The 21,638-nt window shown below is 72.3% G+C and carries 20 protein-coding genes; 9 read left to right on the forward strand and 11 right to left on the reverse strand.

Annotation, left to right across the window (positions count from 1 at the left end):
• Positions 1-75: 75 nt before the first annotated feature.
• Positions 76-717 (forward strand): RraA family protein, encoded by a 642-nt coding sequence (locus tag E4U92_RS23555; protein ID WP_137302457.1) that lies wholly within the window; start codon positions 76-78, stop codon positions 715-717.
• 66 nt (positions 718-783) lie between these two features.
• On the opposite strand, the gene E4U92_RS23560 is transcribed toward E4U92_RS23555, so the two are convergent.
• Positions 784-1,668 (reverse strand): GNAT family N-acetyltransferase, encoded by an 885-nt coding sequence (locus tag E4U92_RS23560; protein ID WP_137302458.1) that lies wholly within the window; start codon positions 1,666-1,668, stop codon positions 784-786.
• A gap of 167 nt (positions 1,669-1,835) precedes the next feature.
• Here E4U92_RS23560 and E4U92_RS36715 point away from each other — a divergent pair, with 167 nt between their 5' ends.
• The 3 genes from E4U92_RS36715 to E4U92_RS23575 all read left to right on the forward strand — a co-directional run bounded on the left by E4U92_RS36715 (position 1,836) and on the right by E4U92_RS23575 (position 3,683).
• Positions 1,836-2,405, forward strand: a complete 570-nt coding sequence (locus E4U92_RS36715; protein ID WP_229862573.1) for a helix-turn-helix domain-containing protein — start codon at positions 1,836-1,838, stop codon at positions 2,403-2,405.
• A 104-nt stretch (positions 2,406-2,509) separates the two neighbouring features.
• On the forward strand, positions 2,510-3,181 hold the full coding sequence (locus E4U92_RS23570) for a hypothetical protein (protein ID WP_137302459.1): 672 nt from the start codon (positions 2,510-2,512) through the stop codon (positions 3,179-3,181).
• Positions 3,182-3,344: 163 nt separating this feature from the next.
• Entirely contained in the window at positions 3,345-3,683 is a 339-nt protein-coding gene (locus tag E4U92_RS23575) for a DUF2516 family protein (RefSeq protein WP_174863998.1), read from the forward strand.
• 70 nt (positions 3,684-3,753) lie between these two features.
• Here the strand turns inward: E4U92_RS23575 and E4U92_RS23580 are convergent, their stop codons facing one another.
• From E4U92_RS23580 to E4U92_RS23590, 3 genes are all read right to left on the reverse strand, one after another.
• Positions 3,754-5,112: a PP2C family protein-serine/threonine phosphatase gene (locus E4U92_RS23580; RefSeq protein WP_168725183.1), complete on the reverse strand. Its 1,359-nt coding sequence runs from the start codon at positions 5,110-5,112 to the stop codon at positions 3,754-3,756.
• A 398-nt stretch (positions 5,113-5,510) separates the two neighbouring features.
• Positions 5,511-6,638 carry a C40 family peptidase gene (locus E4U92_RS23585; protein ID WP_137302461.1) on the reverse strand — a complete coding sequence of 376 codons (1,128 nt, stop codon included), beginning with the start codon at positions 6,636-6,638 and terminating at the stop codon, positions 5,511-5,513.
• Between the two features lie 264 nt (positions 6,639-6,902).
• Positions 6,903-7,745, reverse strand: coding sequence for a class I SAM-dependent methyltransferase (locus tag E4U92_RS23590; RefSeq protein ID WP_137302462.1), 843 nt, complete (start codon positions 7,743-7,745; stop codon positions 6,903-6,905).
• Positions 7,746-8,062: 317 nt separating this feature from the next.
• On the opposite strand from E4U92_RS23590, the gene mshA reads away from it, so the two are divergent.
• The 4 genes from mshA (at position 8,063) to E4U92_RS23615 (ending at position 11,952) form a co-directional block, all read left to right on the forward strand.
• The gene (gene mshA / locus E4U92_RS23595; RefSeq protein WP_168372497.1) at positions 8,063-9,403 is read left to right on the forward strand and encodes a D-inositol-3-phosphate glycosyltransferase; all 1,341 of its coding nucleotides are present in this window, start codon (positions 8,063-8,065) and stop codon (positions 9,401-9,403) included.
• Positions 9,396-9,908, forward strand: coding sequence for a type III secretion system chaperone family protein (locus E4U92_RS23600; protein ID WP_137302464.1), 513 nt, complete (start codon positions 9,396-9,398; stop codon positions 9,906-9,908). The genes mshA and E4U92_RS23600 overlap by 8 nt, the downstream gene beginning before the upstream one ends.
• Positions 9,909-10,339: 431 nt before the next feature.
• Complete coding sequence (locus E4U92_RS23610) at positions 10,340-10,966, forward strand: TetR/AcrR family transcriptional regulator (RefSeq protein ID WP_137302465.1); 627 nt, start codon at positions 10,340-10,342, stop codon at positions 10,964-10,966.
• A 101-nt stretch (positions 10,967-11,067) separates the two neighbouring features.
• Entirely contained in the window at positions 11,068-11,952 is an 885-nt protein-coding gene (locus tag E4U92_RS23615) for a DMT family transporter (protein ID WP_373311523.1), read from the forward strand.
• Between the two features lie 33 nt (positions 11,953-11,985).
• On the opposite strand, the gene E4U92_RS23620 is transcribed toward E4U92_RS23615, so the two are convergent.
• Together E4U92_RS23620 and E4U92_RS23625 are read right to left on the reverse strand one after the other, a co-directional pair.
• On the reverse strand, positions 11,986-12,450 hold the full coding sequence (locus E4U92_RS23620; protein WP_137302466.1) for a hypothetical protein: 465 nt from the start codon (positions 12,448-12,450) through the stop codon (positions 11,986-11,988).
• Positions 12,451-12,535: 85 nt separating this feature from the next.
• The gene (locus tag E4U92_RS23625) at positions 12,536-13,408 is read right to left on the reverse strand and encodes an SDR family oxidoreductase (protein ID WP_137302467.1); all 873 of its coding nucleotides are present in this window, start codon (positions 13,406-13,408) and stop codon (positions 12,536-12,538) included.
• Between the two features lie 144 nt (positions 13,409-13,552).
• Between E4U92_RS23625 and E4U92_RS23630 the strand changes: the two genes are divergently transcribed.
• Complete coding sequence (locus E4U92_RS23630) at positions 13,553-13,969, forward strand: winged helix-turn-helix transcriptional regulator (RefSeq protein WP_137302468.1); 417 nt, start codon at positions 13,553-13,555, stop codon at positions 13,967-13,969.
• 3 nt (positions 13,970-13,972) lie between these two features.
• On the opposite strand, the gene E4U92_RS23635 is transcribed toward E4U92_RS23630, so the two are convergent.
• The 5 genes from E4U92_RS23635 to E4U92_RS23655 form a co-directional block, all read right to left on the reverse strand.
• Positions 13,973-14,761 carry an NUDIX hydrolase gene (locus E4U92_RS23635; protein WP_137302469.1) on the reverse strand — a complete coding sequence of 263 codons (789 nt, stop codon included), beginning with the start codon at positions 14,759-14,761 and terminating at the stop codon, positions 13,973-13,975.
• A gap of 37 nt (positions 14,762-14,798) precedes the next feature.
• Entirely contained in the window at positions 14,799-17,492 is a 2,694-nt protein-coding gene (locus E4U92_RS23640) for a CHAT domain-containing protein (RefSeq protein ID WP_229862568.1), read from the reverse strand.
• A gap of 156 nt (positions 17,493-17,648) precedes the next feature.
• Complete coding sequence (locus tag E4U92_RS23645; protein ID WP_190046399.1) at positions 17,649-19,184, reverse strand: CATRA conflict system CASPASE/TPR repeat-associated protein; 1,536 nt, start codon at positions 19,182-19,184, stop codon at positions 17,649-17,651.
• A 47-nt stretch (positions 19,185-19,231) separates the two neighbouring features.
• Positions 19,232-19,576: a CATRA system-associated protein gene (locus E4U92_RS23650; RefSeq protein WP_137302472.1), complete on the reverse strand. Its 345-nt coding sequence runs from the start codon at positions 19,574-19,576 to the stop codon at positions 19,232-19,234.
• 416 nt (positions 19,577-19,992) lie between these two features.
• Complete coding sequence (locus tag E4U92_RS23655) at positions 19,993-21,594, reverse strand: restriction endonuclease (protein ID WP_137302473.1); 1,602 nt, start codon at positions 21,592-21,594, stop codon at positions 19,993-19,995.
• Positions 21,595-21,638 lie beyond the last annotated feature (44 nt).

The raw sequence follows: 21,638 nt of genomic DNA on the forward strand, positions 1-21,638 counted from the left end.
CGTACAGGACAAAACCCGGTCGAGGGGCGAAGAAAACGATCACTGTACGACCGCACACCGCACTACGGTCGCCCCATGACGACCCCTGCCGCGGAACCCGACGCCCACCCCTTCACCCGGCTCCCCACCACGACGCTCGCCGACCTCCTCGGCCGGGCGCGGGTCATGGACACCGGCATCCGTCCGCTGTGGGGTCCGGGCCCCCGGCTCGCCGGACCGGCGTTCACCGTGCGCTGCCCGCCCGGCGACAACCTGATGCTGCACGCCGCGATCCACCGCGCCCCGGCCGGCTCGGTGGTCGTGGTGGAGTCGGGCGACCTGGAGTACGCACTGGCCGGCGGAAACGTCTGCGCGGTCGCCCAGCGCCGGGGCATCGCCGGGTTCGTCCTGGACGGGCTGATCCGCGACCTGGCGGAGACCCGGGAGGCCGGCTTCCCGGTGTACGCCCGGGGCGTCGTCCCCATCCCCGGCGCGAAGGCGGAGGTCCGCCCCCTGAACGAGCCGGTCCACTGCGGCGGGGTCCGCGTGGAGCCGGGGGACGTGGTGGTCGCCGACGAGGAGGGCGTGGTGGTCGTCCCGTCCGCCGACACGGAAGCGGTCCGCACCGCGGCCGAGGCCCGCCTGCGCGAGGAGGCCACCCAGACCCTGGACGACTGGGAGACCTCCCACCGCACCCGCATCGACGCACTCCTGGCGAAGGGAGGCTTCCACGACTGACCCTGGACCCGATGACGACACTGCTCTTCCTGGACATCGACGGCACGCTGATCCCGTTCGGCGGGTCTACGTGAAGTCGTACGCCCCCCAGTCGGTGGCCGCGCGGTAACCCAGGCGCTGGTACAGGGCATTGCTCGTCGGGTTGGAGCGGTCCGCGAACAGGACGACGTCCTGGGCGCCCGCCGCGAGGGCGGCCCGGGTCACCTCGGTCACCGCGGCGGCCGCGTAGCCGTGTCCACGCAGGTGGGGCGGAGTGTAGACGATGTCCACCTGGATCTGGCCGCCGATCAGGGGGTTCATGCCGGCGACGGAGACCGGGGTGCCGTCCGGGGTCTCCCAGAGGGTGTAGCGCTTGTCGGCGAAGCGGGTGCGTGGCCAGGACGCGGCGTCGGTCGGCGCGGCCTCGCCGACCGCCCGGGCGAACTCGCCGCACCAGTGCATGACCTCTTCCAGGTCCTGCTCGCCCAGCACGCGGCCGCGGCCCGCCGGCATCGGCTCGGGCGGGGTCAGGGTGCCCAGCCGGTACAGCCGCACCCGGACGTCCCGCGGCTCCGGCCTCGTCCCGGTCTGCCGCCGCCAGGCATCGGCGAACGCGGTGGCCGTGTCCTGGTCCGCGCTGACCGAGCGCGGCGCGTGCCCGAGGGCGGCCAGCCGGGCGGCGAGGGCGTCGGCCTGCGGGGGCGTGAGCGGGGAGAGGCCGAGCGAGCCGGGCGGGAGCAGGTAGAAGGTCCCGCGCACCTGCCCGCCCTGCTCCAGGAAGCCGAAGGAGGGAGTCCCGGGCCCGAACGCCCCCACCCCGCGCACCCGTACGCGCTCGGCCCACGTCGACTGCATGACGTGCACCCCGGGCCGCCCCCGCAGGAACTCCCCGGCCCGCCGGAGGAACTCCCCGACGTCGTCCACGAGGTGCCAGTGGTCCGGGGCGACGGGGCGTGAGTCATCGGCGCGCATGCCTCATCGTTTCCGATGCGCTGGTCGTGGGGGGGGCGGATACGGGCCACCCCGGGGCCGGGGCCGGGGCCCAGTCCGAGGGGGCTCCTTCGCCCTCCCGGGTGGCGTGACACACTCTTGCTAGCGAATGCTTGCAATTGTTAGCGGGGCTGGGGCAGGCTGGAGGCATGGCATCGCTCAACGTCGGCAACCTCGGTGAGTACCTGCGCGAGCAGCGGCGCAACGCCCAGCTCTCGCTCAGGCAGCTCGCCGACGCCGCCGGGGTGTCGAATCCGTACCTGAGCCAGATCGAGCGCGGGCTGCGCAAGCCGAGCGCGGAGGTGTTGCAGCAGGTCGCCAAGGCGCTGCGGATCTCCGCCGAGACGCTGTACGTGCGGGCCGGGATCCTCGACGCCGAGCGCGACCGCGACGAGGTCGAGACGCGCGCCGCAATCCTCGCCGACCCGACGCTCACCGAGCAGCAGAAGCGGGCGCTGCTCCAGATCTACGAGTCGTTCCGCAAGGAGAACGGCTTCGACATCGACACCCGCAGCGAGCGCCACGCCGACGCCCCGCCCCCCGGGCGCGTCGACGGCACCGCCGTGCACCGCGGTCGTACCGTCGGCGAGGACGGCCCACGCGGCCGGCTCGACGGGCACGGCGAGCACGACACGCACGACACGCACGACACGCACGACGAACACGGCCCGCACGGTGGTTACGGCGACGACGCCGATCCGCGGCGGACGGCCGGTTGACCGGTCCAGGGGACCGACCGCCCGGCCGCGGAACGACACCACCCCCAGCCGACCACGACGACCACGACGACCGCGCGTCACGCGCCCAAGGGAGGACCCTCACCATGGCCATCACCGACGACCTGCGCAAGACCCTCAGCGACCCCACGCCGCTCTACTTCGCCGCCGGCACCGCCGATCTGGCGCTGCAGCAGGCCAAGAAGGTGCCCGGCCTGGTGGAGCAGCTCCGCGTCGAGGCCCCGGCCCGCTTCGAGGCCGTGCGCAACACCGACCCCAAGGACGTCCAGGAGAAGGCCGCCGCCCGCGCCAAGGAGGCCCAGGAGACCCTGCAGAGCAGGGTCACCGAGTTCTTCTCCTCCCTCGACGGCGACCTGAAGAAGCTGGGCGAGTCCGCCCAGGACCTCGCCCTGCGCAGCGTCGGCGTCGCCGCCGAGTACGCCGTCAAGGCCCGCGAGACCTACGAGAAGGTCGCCGAGCACGGCGAGCAGGCCGTGCGGCAGTGGCGCGGCGAGGCCGCCGAGGGCATCGAGAACATCGCCGGGGGCATCGAGAGCGTCGCCGACGGCGTGGAGAACTTCGCCGTCGCCGTCGAGTCGGACGCCGAGCCCAAGCCGCAGCCCGTCACCGTCCAGGACGAGGGCGGCACGGCCGGCCCGGCCACCGCCACGCCCACCGCCGCGTCCGCCTCGGCCAAGAAGACCCCGGCCGCCAAGAAGACCCCGGCGCCCCGCCGGACGACGACCACCGACAAGAAGACGCCCCCGCCCGCCAAGTGACCCCGACGCGGGCGGCACACGGATCGGGCCGGCACTCCGGGCACTCCCGGAGCGTCCGGCCCGTTCTCCTGGTGGACCGTCCCGATCGCGGTGGCGGTGACATGGTTTGCGGGTACGGTGACCGCGTAAGGACGCGCCGAGTCGGGTGGTGGACGTAGTGCTGATGCAGGGGTTCGCAGGCTTCATGTGGCTGCTGAGCATGGCGCTGATCCTTTTCAGCGGCTTCGCTCTGATCGACGCCGCCACGCGCCGCGAGGACGCCTACCGCGCGGCCGACAAGCAGACCAAGCCCTTCTGGCTGATCGTCCTCGCGCTCGCCTTCGTGGTGAACCTGATCTTCAACATCCTGTCGTTCCTGCCGATCATCGGCCTGATCGCGACCATCGTGTACATGGTCGACGTCCGTCCCGCGCTGCGCACCCTCCCGGGCGGCGGCCGCAGCGGCCGGGGCCGCGGCTCCAGCAGCGACGGCCCCTACGGCCCGTACAACGGCGGCCGCTGACAGCAGCCGGCGCCAGGGTCGGCACCCGCAACGGCGGTCGTGGGCAGCCCGGGGGCGCCCGACGGACGCCTCAGTCCCGCGTCCGCTCCAGCAGCATCAGCGCCACGTCGTCCGTCAGCTCGCCGCCGTTGAGCTCGCGCACCTCGTTCACCGACGACCGCAGCAGCTCCTCGCCGCGCAGCCCCTCGCCGAGCAGCCGGCGGATCATCTCCACCATGCCGTCCTGCCCCAGCCGCTCCCGGCTCCCCGTGCCGACGCGGCCCTCGATCAGGCCGTCGGTGTAGAGCATCAGGCTCCACTCGGCGCCCAGCTCCACCTGCGTGCGCGGCCAGCGGGCGCCGGGCAGCAGCCCCAGCGCCGGGCCGTTGTTGTCGTACGGCAGCAGGCGGGCGGGCCGGTCGGGCCGCGCGATCAGCGGGGCCGGGTGACCGGCCAGGCACAGGCCGGCCCGGCGGCCGTCCGGTGCGATGTCCACGGTGCACAGCGTCGCGAAGATCTCGTCGTCGTCCCGCTCGTGCTCGAGCACCTGCTGCAGCGTGCCGAGCAGTTCGTCCCCGCACAGTCCCGCCAGCGTCAGCGCGCGCCAGGCGATGCGCAGCTCCACGCCGAGCGCCGCCTCGTCGGGCCCGTGCCCGCAGACGTCGCCGATCATGGCGTGCACGGTGCCGTCGGGCGTGCGCACGGTGTCGTAGAAGTCGCCGCCGAGCAGCGCGCGCGAGCGGCCGGGGCGGTAGCGGGCGGCGAAGCGCAGCGTGGAGCCCTCCAGCAGGGGCGTGGGCAGCAGGCCCCGCTCCAGGCGGGCGTTCTCCTGCGCGCGCAGCCTGCCCTCGGCGAGCCGGCGCTCCGCGCTGTCGGACCGCTTGCGCTCCACGGCGTAGCGGATCGCGCGGCTCAGCAGCCGCCCGTCCAGCTCCTCACGGAACAGGTAGTCCTGGGCGCCCACGCGCACCGCCTCGGCGCCGCGCTCGGCGTCGCCGGACGCGGTCAGCGCCAGCACGGCGTGCCGGGGCGCGAGCCGCAGGACCTGCTTGAGCACGGCGAGCTCGTCGTCGCCCTCCTGGGCGCGGCCGGTCGCGGGCAGCGCGAGGTCCAGCAGGATGCAGTGGACGTCGTCGGTGAGCAGCCGCTCGGCCTCGGTGAGGTTGCGGGCGGTGCGCACCCGGATGGGCTTGCCGGTCTGGTCGAGCAGACCGGGCACGACCAGGGCGGCCGCCGGGTCGTCCTGGATCAGCAGCAGGCTCAGGTTGGCCGGGGTGCCGGGAGCGGCGCCGGCGGTCCGGACCGCCGCTTCCTTGCGGCCGTCGGGGCGCGCGGCTTCGTTGTTCGCCTCTTCCTCGAGGGGAGCGCCGCCGCCCTGCGGTGACGCGGTCCGCGCCTGACCGCTCTCCACGGCCGGGATCGCTCTCTGCCGCGGTACGGGTACGGGCATCGTCTTGGGTTCCTTCCCTCCCCCCGAGGGCATGGCGGGGCGAGGGACCTCGACCCACCGACGGGGACCATAGCCGCAACGGGCGGCGCGGGGGAATGGTCCACGGCACCCCGGCCGATCGCGGACCGCCGTCATGTGCCGGTCCTCGCACCGCAGTTGGACGGCCCCCGCGACCAGCGGGGATGACGAACGTCACGTCTTCGCCCGGTTTGGGCGCCGATTGACGTGCCGTGGGTCACGTGGCCCGGGTCACGGGTCCGTCATGTCGGACTCGTGCCGGACCCATGTCGCATCCGGGTCCCGCGTGTTCGACATCACGCGCCCGCGCCTCACGCCCCCGGCCCACGGCCTCCGGCTCACCGTGCCCTCGTCTCACGCCCCGTCCCACGGCCTCCGGCTCACGCCCCCGGTCGTACGACCCCCAGGATCGGCATCGAACCCGCCCCGGCCAGCGTCACCGTCCGTCCCGGCCGCGGGGCGTGGACGATGGTGCCGTTGCCGATGTACAGCGCCACGTGGCTGGCGTCCTCGAAGTAGATGATCAGGTCGCCGGGGCGCATGTCCGCCACGGCGACGTGCGGCAACCGCTTCCACTGCTCCTGCGAGGTCCGCGGGATGGGCGCCCCGGCGTTCGCCCACGCCTGCGAGGTCAGGCCCGAGCAGTCGAAGGTCCTGGGCCCTTCGGCGCCCCACTCGTACGGCTTGCCGAGCTGCGCGGTGGCGAACCGGACCGCCTTCGCGCCCTGCGTGGTCGCCTTGCCCTGCGCGCCCTTGAGGACACCGGTGTCCAGCCACGCGGTCTGCGCCTGCCGCGCGGCCTCCTCCTCGAGCTGGGCCAGGCGCTCCTTCTCCTGCTTCTCCAGCTGCGACTCGAGCTCCTCGGCCGCCGCGATCTGCTGCTCGATGCGCTTCTGGGCCTTCGCCTTCGCCTTGCGGTTGGCCTCCAGCTTCTGCCACTGCGCGGAGGCGTCCGCGGCGTACTGCTCCAAGTCCTGCTGGGTCTGCGCCAGTTCCGCGAGCAGGCCCTTGGTCGCCTTCTGGCCCTGGAGCACCCGGCCGGTGCCGTCCAGGAACTCCTGAGGGTCGTCGCTCAGCAGCAACTGCGCCTCGTCGGGCAGCCCGCCCGTGCGGTACTGGGCGGCCGCGGCGGCGCCGGCCCGGGTCTTCAACTCGGCCAGCCGCTCGCGGCCCTCGACGATTTTCCTGGCCAGTGCGACGAGCGCCGCGGACTGCTTCTTCGCGGCCTCCTCGGCCGCGTTGTAGGCGTCGGTGGCGACCGCCGCGTCGTGGTACAGCGTGTCCAGCCGGGCCCGCACGGCCTGCAGGTCCTTGCTGGGCGCGGGTGTCGCACCGGCGCCCGCACCCGCCGTCGTACCGGGTGCCGTGCCCGGTGCCGGGGTGGCGGAGGCCGACGGCGCGGGGTTCGGGCCGGCCCAGGCCATGCCGGGTGCCGCCAGGACGGTGACCGCGCAGACCACGGTCACGGCTGCCGCGATCAGGCCGCCGCGTGTCGTGCCGCTCGCCATGTCGCTACCCCCAAACTGATTTACCGTCAGTAACTTACGGTCGCCTGGGGGATCGTGCCATGCCGCGGCCGAAAACGACAGAGGCAGTACGTCCGGTCACTTCCCGCCACGACGGCCTGGTCATGACGCGATCCCCGCCTGTGTGACGAACACCTCACGGAGATCGTTCCGGGGCGGGCACGATCCGCGCGACGACCAGGGGAAGGTCAGGGAACCCGGAGGTCGGAGTCAGGGGCGGGGGCGGGGTCGGGGGCGGAAGCGCCGTCACCCGCGCGGCGCCAACGCCTCCCAGGCCACTGTCACTTCGCCCTGCCGCCAGCGCACCGGCCCGTCCACCACCGGCCAGTCGGCCGTCAGGTCCCGCACCGCCCGCATCCACCGCTGCCGTGCGCCGTAGGAGGCGTAGGGCGCGGCGGCGGCCCAGGCGCGGTCGAAGTCGCGCAGGAAGGCGTGCACCGGCTCGCCCGGGACGTTGCGGTGGATCAGCGCCTTCGGCAGCCGTTCCGCCAGGTCCGAGGGGTGCTCCAGCGAGCCCAGCCGGGTCGCGAAGGTGACCGTCCGCGGCCCCTCGGGGCCGAGCGCCACCCATACGTGCCGCCGGCCGATCTCGTCGCAGGTGCCCTCGACCAGCAGCCCGCCCCGCGACCCGGACCCGGGGTCGGCCGCCGCGAGCCGCGCGCACAGCCGCTCCCACACGCCGGCGACCTCGCCCTCGTCGTACTGCCGCAGCACGTTCGCCGCCCGGATCAGCGACGGGCGCCCGGCCAGCGGGACCTCGAAGCCGCCGTGCCGGAAGACCAGTCCGTCCCGCTCGTAGGGCCGGGCGGCCGCCACGCGCGCGGGGTCGATCTCGACGCCCACCACGCGCGCGTGCGGCGCGACGGACCGCAGCCGCGCGAGCAGCTCGACGGCCGTCCAGGGGGCGGCGCCGTAGCCGAGGTCGACCGCCACCGGCTCGGCGGCCCGGCGCAGCTCGGCGCCGTGCGCCGCCGCGATCCAGCGGTCCATGCGGCGCAGCCGGTTGGGGTTCGTCGTCCCGCGCGTCACCGTGCCCACGGGGCGGCGCGCGGCCGGGCCCGGGGAGCGGGGTGTGGTGCGGGGGGTCATGCGTACGAGGGTATGCGGCGTGGGATGCGGGGCACCCGGGACGTACCACGTGGGGTGGCGGTCGATCGACGGTGTGCGGCGGAGGGACCCTCTGCCGCACACCGCGTCCGGGACCGGCCCCGACAGTCCCTGACGCGGCCCCCCGACGCCCACGATCCCCGTGACGCAGCGCCGCGTCGAACGGTTGAGCGAAACCCGGTAATACCTCGGCAAAAACCGCCCCGACCGGAATGGGCCCCGCCCCTCCGACGTTGCACCAGCTCGGAGGGAACCCCACACCCTCCGTCCGGCATGCCCGCAGCAAGGAGGAACGCCACGTGAGCCAGTACGTCAGCAGGCTCGGGCGTCGCTCTCCCGCCACGTCCTCACGGCTCCGGCTGCCGCACCGCAGGCCGCGCCGCGTCGCCATGCTCTCCGTGCACACCTCACCGCTGCACCAGCCCGGCACCGGCGACGCCGGCGGCATGAACGTCTACATCGTGGAGCTCGCGCAGCGCCTCGCCGCCCTCAACATCGAGGTCGAGGTCTTCACGCGCGCGACCACCGCGGCCCTCCCCCCGGCCGTCCAGCTCGCCCCCGGCGTCCTCGTCCGGCACGTCGACGCGGGCCCCTACGAGGGCCTCGCCAAGGAGGACCTGCCCGCCCAGCTCTGCGCCTTCACGCACGGCGTGATGCAGGCGTGGGCCGGCCACCGCCCCGGCTACTACGACCTGGTCCACTCCCACTACTGGCTCTCCGGCCACGTCGGCTGGCTCGCCGCCCAGCGCTGGGGCGTCCCCCTGGTGCACGCCATGCACACCATGGCCAAGGTCAAGAACGCCAACCTGGCGGCCGGCGACACCCCCGAGCCGCCGGCCCGCGTCATCGGCGAGACCCAGATCGTCGAGGCCGCCGACCGCCTCATCGCCAACACCGCCGAGGAGGCCGACGAACTCGTCCGGCACTACGCGGCCGACCCCGGCAAGGTCGCCGTCGTCCACCCCGGCGTGAACCTCGACCGCTTCCGCACCGCCGACGGCCGCGCCGCCGCCCGCGCCCGCCTCGGCCTGCCGCAGGACGCCCTCGTCCCGCTCTTCGCCGGCCGCATCCAGCCCCTGAAGGCCCCCGACGTGCTGCTGCGCGCGGTGGCGGCCCTCCTCGACCGGCGTCCCGAGCTGCGCTCGCGCATCGTCGTCCCCGTCGTCGGCGGCCCGAGCGGCAGCGGCCTCGCCAAGCCCGAGGGACTGCAGAAGCTCGCGGCCCGGCTGGGCATCGCCGATGTCGTACGGTTCCGCCCGCCCGTCGGCCAGGAGCAGCTCGCCGACTGGTTCCGCGCCGCGTCCGTGCTCGTCGTGCCCTCCTACAGCGAGTCGTTCGGCCTGGTCGCCATAGAGGCGCAGGCCACCGGCACGCCCGTGCTGGCCGCTGCGGTCGGCGGCCTGCCGGTCGCGGTGCGCGACGGCGAGACCGGCTTCCTGGTCCAGGGCCACGACCCGGCCGCCTACGCGCGCGTCCTGGCCCGCTTCGCCGACGACCCCGCGCTCACCCCCCGGATGGGCGCCGCCGCCGCCCGGCACGCGCAGTCCTTCGGCTGGGACACGGCCGCCGGGGCGACCGCCGAGGTGTACACGGCCGCCCTGCACGCCCACCGCCGTCGCGTACGCTCGCACCATGGGTGACGCACAGCAACAGGCCGCGCAGACCACCGTCGAGGGCGCCCTCCGCGACGCCGAACTGGAGTGGGAGAGCGCCGAGCCCGGCACGTACGTCGTGCAGCTCCCCGGCACCCGCAAGCTCGCCACGACGGTCTCCCTGCGCCTCGGCCGCCACTCCCTCTCCCTGAACGCCTTCGTCGTCCGCCACCCCGACGAGAACGAGGCAGGCGTCCACCGCTGGCTCCTGGAGCGCAACCTCAAGCTGTACGGCGTGAGTTACGCCGTCGACCGCCTCGGCGACGTCTACGTCACCGCCAAGCTGCCCCTGGCCGCGGTCACCCCGGAGGAGATCGACCGCCTCCTCGGCCAGGTCCTGGAGGCCGCCGACGGCGCCTTCAACACCCTGCTGGAGCTGGGGTTCGCGTCGGCGATCCGGCGCGAGTACGAGTGGCGGGTCTCGCGCGGCGAGTCCACGCGCAACCTGGAGGCGTTCGCGCACCTCACCCGGCCGGAGGGCGACCGGAGCTAGGGGGTGTCTCGTCGGTCAGGCCGCGCTCGCGGCGCCCGGCACCGCGCCTCGCCGCGTTGTCGTCGGCCGGCGATGCTCCGCATCGCCACCCTCCTCCGCCTTCTCGTCCAGCTCGACGAGCCGGGCCCGTACGTCGTCCCGGCGCGGGTGCCCGGCCAGCACCCCGATCAGGTCGCGCCCCTGCCCCGCGCACACACTGACCGCGCGTAACGGGCCCGTCGGGCGCGTCGTCCAGGGCCTTGGCGATCCTCCGCGCCCCCACGAGCGCCAGGCGGCGGCTGAGGTAGGAGTCGGGGCTGTCGTAGGCGCGGTGCCAGTGTGCCAGTCCATGAGGCTCCCTCGTCGCGGACGGAAGTGGGACTGGACGTGCCCGGCCACCCGTGGTTTACGCTAGGTAGACCGACCTACCTAGTCATGTCCCGGGGTGAACGATGAAGGAGACCGAGGGGCCGGCGGCGGACGTCGGGACCGCGAGCCGGCGCCGGCGCCCCGCCCGCGAACGCCTGCTGGCCGCCGCGGCCCGCCGTTTCTACGCGGACGGCGTGGCGGCGACCGGCATCGACACGATCACGGCGGACGCCGGCGTGGCGAAGATGAGCCTGTACAACAACTTCTCCTCCAAGTCCGAGCTGGTCCGCGCCTACCTCGACGCCCGCCACGAGGAGTGGCTGGACCTGTACCGCGCCCGCCTGGACCGGGCCGAGGGCCCGCGCGAGGGCGTCCTCGCCGTCTTCGACGCGTACGCCGACCACGCGGCGTTCGCCTACGAGCGCGGCTTCCGCGGCTGCGGCCTGCTGAACGCGGCGGCGGAACTGCCCGCCGGCGACGAGGGGCGCGCGGTCGTCCGCCGGCACAAGGAGCAGGTCGAGGCCCTGCTCGCCGGCCACCTGCGGGACCTGCTGCCCGACCGTCCGGACGAGGTACGGGCGACGGCGGAGCACCTGTCGTTCCTGCTGGAGGGCGCGATGGCCCGGGCGGGCCTGGAGGGCGAGGACACGCGCGTACGGCACGCGCGGGAGCTGGCGGCGCGCGTGCTGGAAGGGCTGGGCCGGTCGTGAGGGAGGGCACGTGGCCGGTGGTGGCCGCGGCCGCAGGGACCCGACCGGCGGACGAGGACCGACGACAGTCGCACACCCGTCCTTCGGCGGCCGTGGGGAGCCTGTGCGTCCTGGCCGCCTCGGTGCTGTGGGGCACGACGGGGACGGCGGCGACCTTCGCGCCGGCGGTGGGCCCGCTGGCGATCGGCGCGGTGGCGATGGGCCTGGGCGGCCTGCTCCAGGCGCTGACGGCGACGGCGCACATCGCGCGCGAGAGGCGGGCGCTGCGTGGTTCCGGGGGCACGGTGGCGCTGGGTGCGCTGGCGGTGGCGGTCTACCCGTTGGCGTTCTACACGTCGATGCGCCTGGCCGGGGTCGCCGTGGGCACGGTGGTGTCCCTGGGCACGGCTCCGTTGGCGTCGGCGCTGATCGAACGGGTGCTGGACGGCGGGAGCCTGACGCGCCGCTGGAAACTGGGCGCGGCGCTGGGCGTGCTGGGCACGGTGCTGCTGTGCGCGGCGGAGACGATGGGGGCGGAGTCCGCGGGCCGGGCGGGCTCGGTGGCGGAGACGGTGCTGGGTGTGTGCCTGGGCCTGCTGGCGGCGACGACGTACGCCCTGTACTCCTGGGCGGCGCACCGCCTGATCACCCGGGGTGTCTCCTCGCGGGCGGCGATGGGCACGGTGTTCGGCCTGGGCGGCGTACTGCTGCTGCCCGTCCTGCTCGCGACGGGCGCGCCCCTGCTGGAGTCGTGGACGAACGCGGCGGTCGGCGCGTACATGGCCCTGATCCCGATGTTCACCGGCTACGTCCTCTTCGGCTGGGGCCTCACCCACGTCCCGCCGAGCACGGCGACGACCCTCACCCTGCTGGAACCGGCGGTGGCGGCGGTGCTGGCGGTACTGATCGTGGGCGAACACCTGGCGTGGGTCGGGTGGTGGGGGGTGGGCTCGGTGGGGGCGTGCTTGACGGTGCTGACGTGGAGGGGCGGTGCGGAGGCGGCCTAGGCGTCCTGCGCGCGTGCCCAAGCGGGCTGCACCTCACAGGTGCTGCTTCGCCGAACTGACGAGCCGCCCGATGTCGTCACGGGTGCGGACCCTCAACTGGTCCAGCGCTGCCCTGGTCTCGGCCTTCTGCAGCATCGTCACGCCGTCGAGCAGGTCTGCCGCCGCCCGGCCCAGTCCCGCGTCGTCCGTCAGCATCTGGACCCGGAACAGGGCCTCTTGAGCGGCGGAGCGCAGGTCGTAGGCACGGATACGCACCGCGTCGGGATCCTCGGGCGGCGGCTGCTCCTGCCCGCAGAACCAGAGGTGGATCAGGCAACGCCGGTAGTTGACCAACGCGCCGGCGTAGGCGGAATAGGCGTCGAGCCGCTCCTGCCGCAACGTCTCGCGCCGGGCGAGGTGATGACTCCGGTCGATGGTGCGCTGCTGGAAGGCCAGGGTGATCCCTGACCCGAGCAGGGTCCCGAGGACGGCTATGGCACTGGCGATGATGGACTCCACGCCTCTAGCTGACCATGTGCCCGCAGCCGCCGGTCCGTTGCCCGCGGGCCCACCTGAGCAACCCGGGCACATCGCGCCTCGAACCTCAGTGCTGCAGGGCGGCCGGGAGTGCCTCGGCCAGGGTCACGGGCGGGCGGCCGATCAGGCGGCGCAAGTCGCCGGAGTCGGTGTACATCTCGCCGCGGGTCATCCCGCGGTCGGCGTCGGCGAGGACCTCCGCCAGCTCGGCGGGCAGGCCCGCGGCGGCCAGTGCCCGGGCGAAGTCGGCCACCGGGAGGTCGGCGTAGGTGACCTGCTTCCCGGCCGCGGCGGAGATCGCGGCGGCGAGCTCGGTGAGGGTGAAGGATTCGTCGCCGCCGAGCTCGTACACGGCGCCGGTGTGGCCTTCAGCGCTGAGGACGACCGCTGCGGCCTCGGCGTAGTCGGCGCGGGACGCGGCGCTGATCCGCCCCTCGCCCGCTGCGCCGGCGACGGCGCCGTTCTGCAGGATCTGCGGCAGTTGGCTGGTGTAGTTCTCCAGGTACCAGCCGTTGCGCAGCAGCACGCTGGGGATTCCGCGGTCCCGCAGGTACCTCTCGGTCTCGCGGTGCGTGGCACCGATGACGGTGGTGGCCGTGTCCGCGTGCGTCGTGCTCGTGTACGCCACGAGCGACACGCCTGCGGACGCCGCGGCGTCGATCACGCGGCGGTGGTTGGCGACCCGCTCGCCCACGGGGACCGAGGCCGAGATCAGCAGCAGCCTGTCCGCCCCCGCGAATGCCTCGGCCAGGCCGTCCGTGTCCGCGAAGTCGGCGCGGCGTACCGTGATGCCTCGGTCGGCCAGATCCTTGATCCCGGCGATGTCCCGGCCGGTCGCGATGATGTCCGCGGCCGGGATCCCGCGCCGCAGCAGTGCCTCGACGGTGAGCCTGCCCAGCTGGCCGGTGGCTCCGGTGACGACGATCGGCATGATGGTCATTCCTTCCTTCCGCGCGTTGTTCGCACGCCTGCCGCGGTCCGTCCGCGGCGGGATGGAACACAGAATGACCTGCACACTCTCCTTTGGGGAGTAACCACTTCTTGGTAGGGTACTTACCCGACCGATAGCATTGAGGTGAGCCGTATGGCTGCTGTCGAGAACGTGACCGGGCCCATGCCGTCATTCGATCCGTACGAGCGCGGCTGCCCGTCGCGGGACCTGCTCGACCAGATCGGCAGCAAGTGGGCGGTCCTCGTGCTGGGCGAACTCGGCCGGAACGGGACCTCCCGGTTCGGCCGGCTCCGGCAGGCGCTGGCGGGCGTGAGCGAGAAGATGCTCACCCAGACGCTGCGCACCCTCGAACGCGACGGGCTGGTCAGCCGGACCGTCTACCCGGAGGTGCCGCCGCACGTGGAGTATGAGCTGACCGCGCTCGGCCAGACGCTGCGGGAACCGCTGAAGGCGCTCACGGAGTGGTCCGTGCTGCACATCGAAGAAGTCATCACCGCCCGCGAAGAGTACGACGACCGGCGGCGAGCCACGCCCGCGGGCCCGAACTGATCATCACGCCGTGGTGCGCAGCAGGCCGCGGGCGCGTGCCAGACCGTACGCGGCCAAGGTGTACGCGTCCGAGATCCTGCCGCTGAGGAGCATGTTCTCGAACTCCTCCAGGGAGACGGGACGGATGGTGCCGATGCCCTCTTCCCGGGCGTCCGTGCTCGAGGTGTCCTGGAAGGCCGCCGCGTCGACGCGGCCGAGATACAGCTCGTCGTGCCCGGCTCGCAGGCCCGTGTCCGGGGACATCGGGCCCAGGTAGGTCAGGTCCACGGCGTCACACCCCAGTTCCTCGCGCAGTTCCCGGCGGGCGGCTTCCGAGCCGTCCTCCCCGGGGGCTCCGAAGCCGCGCGGGATCTCCCAGTGCCAGCCGCGGGTCGCGTGACGGAAGTGGTGCAGCAGGACGAGCCGACCGTCGCTGAGCACCGGGAGCACGGCAGCACCCGGTGCTCCGCTCTCGGGGACGATGCGGATGTAGGTGCCGGTGCGGCCGGAGGGAAACCGCACGGCGTCGCGGAGCACCCTGACGTAGGGGTCGCGGTAGACGATGCCGATGTCTCCGGACTCCTCGGGAAACCCGAGAGCGACAGCGAGTTCCGATGTCTCACGTGCCACCCGCTCCTGATCCGAGGGGTCGAGGAGGATGTCGATCGTCCCGCCCGGCGGGTTCGCGAACATGTCCGGGTGCTGCTCGCGGAGCGCGTCGTACGCGGCGAGCCGGGCGCTCCTGCGTGCCTCGCCGGCCGTTTCCCCGCCGCCGGCCCCGTCGTGCCCCTCGTGGCTGTGACTGCGGTTCATGTCTGCCCCTCGTCCGCCGCGATCTCGGTGCTCCCGATCATAGGTACAGGGCGAGCGGCATCGCCTCGATACGTCCGGCTGCGCCGTCGTAGTCCTCGGCGACCTGCCGGTAGTGACCGTGCAGGGCCTCGACCACGTCGAAGATCCCCGCCCCCGAGGGCCCGACCGCTTCCCTGCTCTGCCGCAGTACGGACCGCACCGTGGCCACCATCGCCGAGTCCAGAACCTTCCACAGGGGGACACCGATGGCACCGGCCCCGCTGATGATCAGCGACCGCATGAACCCGAGCACGTCGCCGCCTTCCGACCGCATGCCCTGACCTGCCAGGCAGGCCCCCAGGATCGCCACCTTGTTCCGGGGAAGACTGAGACGCAGCGCGAGGTCGAACTGGGTGACCCAGTCGCCGTCGCCCAAGTGCAGGAGGGGACCGTAGTCCTCGGAGGTGTCGACGAAACGGCCGTGACCGGCGTACACGAAGAATTCCGGTTTCGACGCGGTCAGTTCCGCGATGCCGTCCCAGTCACCCGGCAGCTTCCGGACAGGACCGGTCAGTTGCGCCGGCACCCGTCCCGCGACGGCGATGTGCTCGGGCGGCCAGCCTGTTCTGACCACCTCGCCTCCCGTGGCCGCGGCGTCCGTCACGAGCAGGGCCGCCAAGTCGTCGTTCGCTTCGACGAGTTGTCTTTTGAGCAGGTGCCGGCCGTGGGTCACGAACGCGGCCACGCTCACGGAGTGGGACAACGGGACGCGCGCGGCGAGGGGGTGTGGATCGTCGGGTGCCAGAGCGACGTGCAGCGGGACGGCGAACACGTCGTCGGTCGGGATCAGCGTCAGATGGGTGGGCATGCCACCCCGGCAGACCGAATCCCAGGCAGGAGCGATGAGCAGATCCCAGACGCGGCGACAGGTCCGCTCGGTGGGCGCCTTGTCCTGGCGGTCGGACGACACCTGGCGGGCCAGTTCGGTCACGTGGTCGTACGGCACTGCGGGCAGCATCGTCAGCTGCCCTTCCTTGCAGACGACCATGCCGAGGGAGTCGGGCACGGCCTCGCCTCCGGTGCCCTTGACGCCGTCAGGAGCGGCGAAGCGGAAGTAGCGGATCACGCAGGAGCCGGGATGGTTGAGCGTGTACTGGGCGAGACGGTGAGCGATGTCCTCGTCGTGGGTCGCGGAGGTGAGCGGCTCGTGGAGGAACCGGTCCTCGTAGGCGCGTTCCCGTTCGGCGACCAGCTCCCGCAGAGCCGCCTCCTCCTCGCCGGTGACCGGTTGCGGTGCCCCCCGGCGCTTCTCGTCGCCGGCCGGCGGGCCGGAGGGGGTGGACAGCGTGAGGGTGCGCGTCGGAGGGCCGAGGGTCTGGGGGCGGGAGGACGCCAGCAGATCCAGCAGCTCCCGTCCGGACGATTCCTCGATCAGGGACACCACCTTCTCCACGTTCTCCCGCGAGCCGTCCCCGCAGCGGACGTGGTGGGCGATCGCCTGCAGGTACGCCGGTCGTACGTGGCGGGCGTAGGCGCGTTTGTAGAGGGGGAGGGCGATGGCGGCACGGACCGACCTCGCCATGTCGAGCCGGCGGGAGAGCAGGTCGTCCGGGCGGCTCTCCTCGGGAAGCGTCTCGGCCACCCGCCGGTACCCCTGCACGGTGTACGCGTGGAAGTCCACGTCCATGCCTGTCTGGCGGCCCGCTCCGGGTGTGTCCTGGCCGAGCTCGTCCAGGAGCCGGCCCAGCTCCCTCAGACCGTCGAGGCCCCCCGTGCCGATGGCGAGGTTCTGTCGGGCGATGAGCCGGCCCCGGCGCCATCCCATGCCGCGCAGCCTGGCGAAGTGCTCCGCGGACCGTTCCTTGTCCCGCAGTCCTTGGTTGGTGACCGACTGGGCGATCCGGTACTCGTCACGCAGTCCCTCCGAGATGGCCAGGGACCGCGCGGTGACCTCCAGCGAACGCGCGCTGTCACCGGACTGGCCCAGTGCGGTCGCCAGGTTGTGCAGGGCATTGGAGTATCCCCGCAGGAACTCGCGGTGCTCGCGGGGGAGTTCCGGGGACGGCTGCCCTTCCATGTCCACCCCGTGCGCGCGGCCGGCGTCGACGATCGTGTCGCACAGCTCGTACAGCCCGGCGATGAACGAGGGAGCCCCCGTACCGCCGTCCCCCGCGCGTGCCGTCTGGTTCTGTTCCTCGTAGCGGGCACGGGCGAGATTGCTCCGCAGGTCGGGCAGGACCCACCACAGGTCCGACGCCTCCGCCACGGCGGCTGCGGTCTCGAAGGACAGCCGCGCGGTGGTGAAACTGCCCAGCCGGTACTGGATCCGGCCCGCCCCGTCGAACCACCGGGCGATCACGTAACGGGTGAAGGCGTCCGCAGGGTCCAGCTCGCCGCGCGTCAGTCGTGCGTGCAGGTACTCGGCGTCGGACCGGGATGCCTCGATCTGCCGCAGACCGGTGAGCAGTTCGTAGGCCACGTCGGCCCGGACCGTCTCGCACCAGTGCACGCCGACGCGGCGGGCGGTGCGGCGGACGTCGTCCCGGGGCCCCGGCTCGTCCGCTTCGGCCAGTCGCAGCATGCCGATCGCACGGGACTGCCGCATCGGTACGTCGAAATCGACGTCGAACCTCATGATGAGGTCCTCGACGTCCAGCGCCTCGACGAAGTCACCGATGGCCGAGTCAGGGTCCGGCTCCGGACGCGCCCCCGACGTCTCAGGCCGCCCGGATACGTCCGCATCCCCGGGCACGCCCGGCTCCTGGGCTTCATCCGGCTCCCGGGGCTCCTCCGGTTCTTGACGTACGTCATCGTTCCGGCCCATGGGGAACCTCGCTCCGGTCGCCGAAATGGTCAGGGAAACTCACGTACGGGCCGCACGAGTCCCGCCCGGACTCGGTGCGGAGAGTCAGTCGGGCCGCGATCTTCGCCGGTCCCAGCAGTGGTACGCGCCGTAGGCGAGCAGCCCGCCCGCCCCGCTGCACGGCACGGTGACCATGAAGGGAACAGGCGCGTGCCCGTAGTGCACACCCCACGCCACCACCGCCGTCCAGCCCGCGGCGACTCCCAGCAGGACCACGGCGCTCGCATCCAGCCACCGGTACGGCGTGGACACGGCGGCTCGCGCCGAGCGCAGTACCAGCAGCGGCAGGGCGAGCGCGAGTGATGCCAGCAGCAGGATCACCGGGGACTGCAGATGCCGGGAGAGCGGGGGTTCGTACTGGAAGGCCTGGACGACGGTGAGCGCCGTGAGGATGGCGCCCAGGACGGAGGTCTGGACGAGCGTCAGCCAGACCCGGTGCTCGTTGAGCGCCCGTTCGGTGATGCCGGCGGCCACGGTGCGAGCCGCGTCGGCGCGTTCGCGACAGGCCTCCAGCTGGACCTGATCACCCTCGACCTGTCTGATCACCCGCTGTGCCACGGCGAGTTCGGTCTCGGGCCAGGTGCTGCCCGGACCATGCCGCCGGACGCCCGGCGTGTGAAGGCGCAGGTTGTCGACGGCGATCGAGACCGTACGCACCAGCTGGCGCTGCTGCGTGATCGTCCACAGCAGTCCCTGGGGGCCGAACTGACCCCGGTCCAGGAGCGCCGCCGCCGTGCGGATGCGGTCCAGTGACACCGGGCGGCCCGTCGACGTCGGCGCGAGGACCCGGAGCAGGGCCTCGGTCTCCGCGTCGCTGCGGTCCACGCGCGTGTGCACGAGCTCGGAGGATGCGTAGAGCCGTTCCTCGTAGCGCACTTTCGCCGCGTGCATGAGGTAGCGCGTCAGCGGCCTGAGGCCCTGCTGCCCCGGCAGCGCCCAGGCCCACGCGTCCAGAGTGTCCTCATGCCGGACCGGTGCCAGGACGTAGAGAGCCGAGAGCGGGTCCGGGGAGTCGTACCCGTCGGCGTTCCATATACGGAAGCCTTCATCCGTCTCGTCGAACCCTTGCCACCACGTACCGTTCCCGCCCGACGGAGCGTTGCTGCGGATGTGCTCCGGGTGGGTACGTCTGCCGCTCGCGCCGCGACCCCGGTACAGCGCCTCGAAGATGCGGAACTCGTGCAGGATGCCCTCGGAAGAGGGCACCGGCCCCGCGGCCGTGAGCGCGTCCGTCCACTCCCGGAGCAGTGGATTCCAGCCCTCCAGCCCCGTTCGGGTCTCGTTGGGCGCGAGCAGCGCGACGAGACCGGTCACGTCGTGCTCGGTGAAGGCGAACGCGGAGTAGAGCCCGCTCGCACTCGCTCGGACGGCGATGCCCAACGACGTGAACTCCTGGTCATGGTCGAGGCCGGACGGCAGGACCTCCGAGGGTGCCGGGGCGCCGGCGACCGGTGAGGTCATCCCAAGAGCACGGCACGCCGACCACAGCGCCTGCAGATACGGGTGGTTGGGTTCACCGGCCTCCTTGGCGCGCGGCGCGAAACACGTCACGAGCAGGGCCGGTCTGATGAAGGGGCGCATTGCCGGTGACTCGCTTCCCGGTGCGGAGAGCCGGACGGATGCCGTGGTCAGCCGCTGTGTCGCGGAGGCCTTCCCTCGGTGCCGCCGGGCGCCGGCGGTGGCTGCCCCAGATCGAGGGTGAGGCGACGGACCAGGTAGTTCAGCTGTTCCCGCTGATGCGGGGGGATGGGGGTCTTCACCGGACCGGGCAGGGCGTTGGCGCGCCGGGCGCCTTGCTCCAGGGACTGCAGTGTGTCGAACACGGCGCGGACCGCTGTGTCGTCGCGCCGCACGACAGCCGACTCCAGCTCCGTGAGTGCTGAACTGACCACCGGCCATTGGTCTTCGGCCAGGAACCAGTCCTCCACGGCTTCCACGCGACGGCGTACCCGCCCGATGTCGATGGTGTTCACACCGGTCCCCCTCGGCCCTCGAAGGGCGCGCCGCACCTGAAGGCGCCCCCCACCTTCGGTGCCCACAGCGTAGCGCTCCGCGATCGTCGTGACCTGGGATCCGTCGAAGTGGATGTGGCGCGTACGCTCCCGTTCGCTGAGCCAGGAGGGCGAGATGCCCGACGAAGAGTCCACCGAGGACGACACGCCGGGGCCCGGACAGCGCACGGCTCCAGAGCCCTGACGGCCCAGAGACAGCGACAAGCCCCCTGCTCACGGAGAACCCGCAGGCAGGGGGCTTGTTCGTGGGCGCTTACTTGTTCTTGGCCTGAGTCTTGCCGGGGATCTTAGTGAGCTGGGCCCTTGGCCGTTTTGCGCGGCCTCGGACGGCCCAGGGGCGCCCCAGCCCCTCGGTCTGACTGGGCGGGCCTCCGACCTCAGCGCGAGGGGCGCCTCTTCGGGGGGACGGGGCCCGGGATCACGTCCTTGCCAAGGTGTTCCTTGATCAGATACTTGAGTTCCGGCCCTTCGATGAGCTGGAGCCGGCCATGTTGGCGGGCAAAGTCGTGGCTGGCCCTGCCAAACCACGATGTGGTGATCAGGACCCCCTTGGCGGCACGCTTGTGCTCGACCACTCCGGCGAGCGCCTGGACGGACTCAACGCCCACGAGCTTGCTGTAGCGCTTCGCCTGAATAATGCACTCACCGTTGAAGACGGGGTCCTTGCTGACGGCCACCGCGTCAACGCCCTCGTCTTTGGACGTCTGGGTGTTCCAGGCCTCCATGCCGATCGCCTCGAACAGTTGCCGAATCAGGTGCTCGAACTCGGTGGGCGTCAGCTTCACCAGCACGGGCCTGCTGTCCAGGCCGGCGACCACGTCCATGCTGTCCATGAGCCGGTACTTCGACAGGTCGAACTCGACGATGGGGCGGATCGGTTCGAGATCGTAGGGGTTGGGAGACACCAGCGCGTTCAGTCCCCTCAGGCACTGCGCTGGATCAACCTGACTGAGACGGAGCTTTCCGAACTGCTCCCTGCTGGCGCTGAGCGTCACCAGACAGGGTGAGACCTCCTGACCGGTGGCCCGGTCGATGGTTCTCACATGGCCGTTCAGGATCACGCCACTGACGATCCGGTCTGGATCGCTCGTCAGGACCTCGTGGACTGTCCTCAGAGCGACTTGGGCCAGGACGGAGGCGTAGATCTCCTTGCGCTCCTTCTCCGGACGAGGCAGCACGGTCATCTCGTCTCGGTTCTTCACGTACCGGTAGCCCCGCGCGGTCGGAACGATCGCCTCAGGAGGCAGATGGATCTCAACGAGTACGTCACCGGTGGCAGGGCGAAAGGCAATTCGATGCTCGTGCGGGAAGCCCGCTGGATACACCGACGCATCCAGAACAGCCCCTAGATGAGCCTCGACTGCTGCGGGCTCCCCTGCCCTGTATGCCTCGCGCTCTTCATCCAACTTCCCGTTGAAGGCCGCCACCTCATCAAGGGCCTTCGCTTCGGCCTGGCGGTGCTCGGCACGCTTGCGCTCCAGCATAGCCAGCCGCTTCTCTTCCGCCCGCCTGTGGCGATCCTGTGCCTCCCCGAACCGCACACGCGCCTCGGCAACCTCAGCCTCATAGCGCTTCCTGCCAAGACCCAGGACAGCAGCCAGACCACCTGGTTCCGGTGGTACGAACTCCTCCCAGCGCGGTGAAGGCTCCGGACGAGACCAGGGACGCTCGTCCAACGCGATCGGTGTGTGAGTCCTCCGCCGGCGCTCAAAGGTCGTCGGCGGATCGCCGACCAACGCGTCACGGAGCAACTGCCCGAGTTGCTCGACCTCGTGCTCGACCCCGATTGTGCGAACCCGCGCCTGCTCGGCCTGCTGCTCCTGATATGCGGCCTTCCGTTGTTGCTCCTGCCGCTTGCTGGCTGTCTCAGCGGCCCTGCGTTCCCGCTCAGCTTGTCGCGCCCGTTGCTCCTGGGCACGTCGTAAGGCTTGCTGCTGCCGCTGATAGTCGTTGCCCCGGCTGCTGCCCCGTTGCGCCACCTCTTTGCCCCTCCCATGGCCTTACTCCGCCACAGGGCTGCATT

It is taken from the genome of Streptomyces galbus (assembly GCF_005280195.1).
GTDB classification, from domain to species: domain Bacteria; phylum Actinomycetota; class Actinomycetes; order Streptomycetales; family Streptomycetaceae; genus Streptomyces; species Streptomyces galbus.

What these genes read in the sequence shown, in the direction of transcription:
- E4U92_RS23555 (WP_137302457.1), top strand. Translation starts at nt 76, where the DNA reads ATGACGACCCCTGCCGCGGAACCCGACGCCCACCCCTTCACCCGGCTC.
- E4U92_RS23560 (WP_137302458.1), bottom strand. Translation starts at nt 1,668, where the DNA reads ATGCGCGCCGATGACTCACGCCCCGTCGCCCCGGACCACTGGCACCTC.
- E4U92_RS36715 (WP_229862573.1), top strand. Translation starts at nt 1,836, where the DNA reads ATGGCATCGCTCAACGTCGGCAACCTCGGTGAGTACCTGCGCGAGCAG.
- E4U92_RS23570 (WP_137302459.1), top strand. Translation starts at nt 2,510, where the DNA reads ATGGCCATCACCGACGACCTGCGCAAGACCCTCAGCGACCCCACGCCG.
- E4U92_RS23575 (WP_174863998.1), top strand. Translation starts at nt 3,345, where the DNA reads ATGCAGGGGTTCGCAGGCTTCATGTGGCTGCTGAGCATGGCGCTGATC.
- E4U92_RS23580 (WP_168725183.1), bottom strand. Translation starts at nt 5,112, where the DNA reads ATGCCCGTACCCGTACCGCGGCAGAGAGCGATCCCGGCCGTGGAGAGC.
- E4U92_RS23585 (WP_137302461.1), bottom strand. Translation starts at nt 6,638, where the DNA reads ATGGCGAGCGGCACGACACGCGGCGGCCTGATCGCGGCAGCCGTGACC.
- E4U92_RS23590 (WP_137302462.1), bottom strand. Translation starts at nt 7,745, where the DNA reads ATGACCCCCCGCACCACACCCCGCTCCCCGGGCCCGGCCGCGCGCCGC.
- E4U92_RS23600 (WP_137302464.1), top strand. Translation starts at nt 9,396, where the DNA reads ATGGGTGACGCACAGCAACAGGCCGCGCAGACCACCGTCGAGGGCGCC.
- E4U92_RS23610 (WP_137302465.1), top strand. Translation starts at nt 10,340, where the DNA reads ATGAAGGAGACCGAGGGGCCGGCGGCGGACGTCGGGACCGCGAGCCGG.
- E4U92_RS23625 (WP_137302467.1), bottom strand. Translation starts at nt 13,408, where the DNA reads ATGACCATCATGCCGATCGTCGTCACCGGAGCCACCGGCCAGCTGGGC.
- E4U92_RS23630 (WP_137302468.1), top strand. Translation starts at nt 13,553, where the DNA reads ATGGCTGCTGTCGAGAACGTGACCGGGCCCATGCCGTCATTCGATCCG.
- E4U92_RS23635 (WP_137302469.1), bottom strand. Translation starts at nt 14,761, where the DNA reads ATGAACCGCAGTCACAGCCACGAGGGGCACGACGGGGCCGGCGGCGGG.
- E4U92_RS23645 (WP_190046399.1), bottom strand. Translation starts at nt 19,184, where the DNA reads ATGCGCCCCTTCATCAGACCGGCCCTGCTCGTGACGTGTTTCGCGCCG.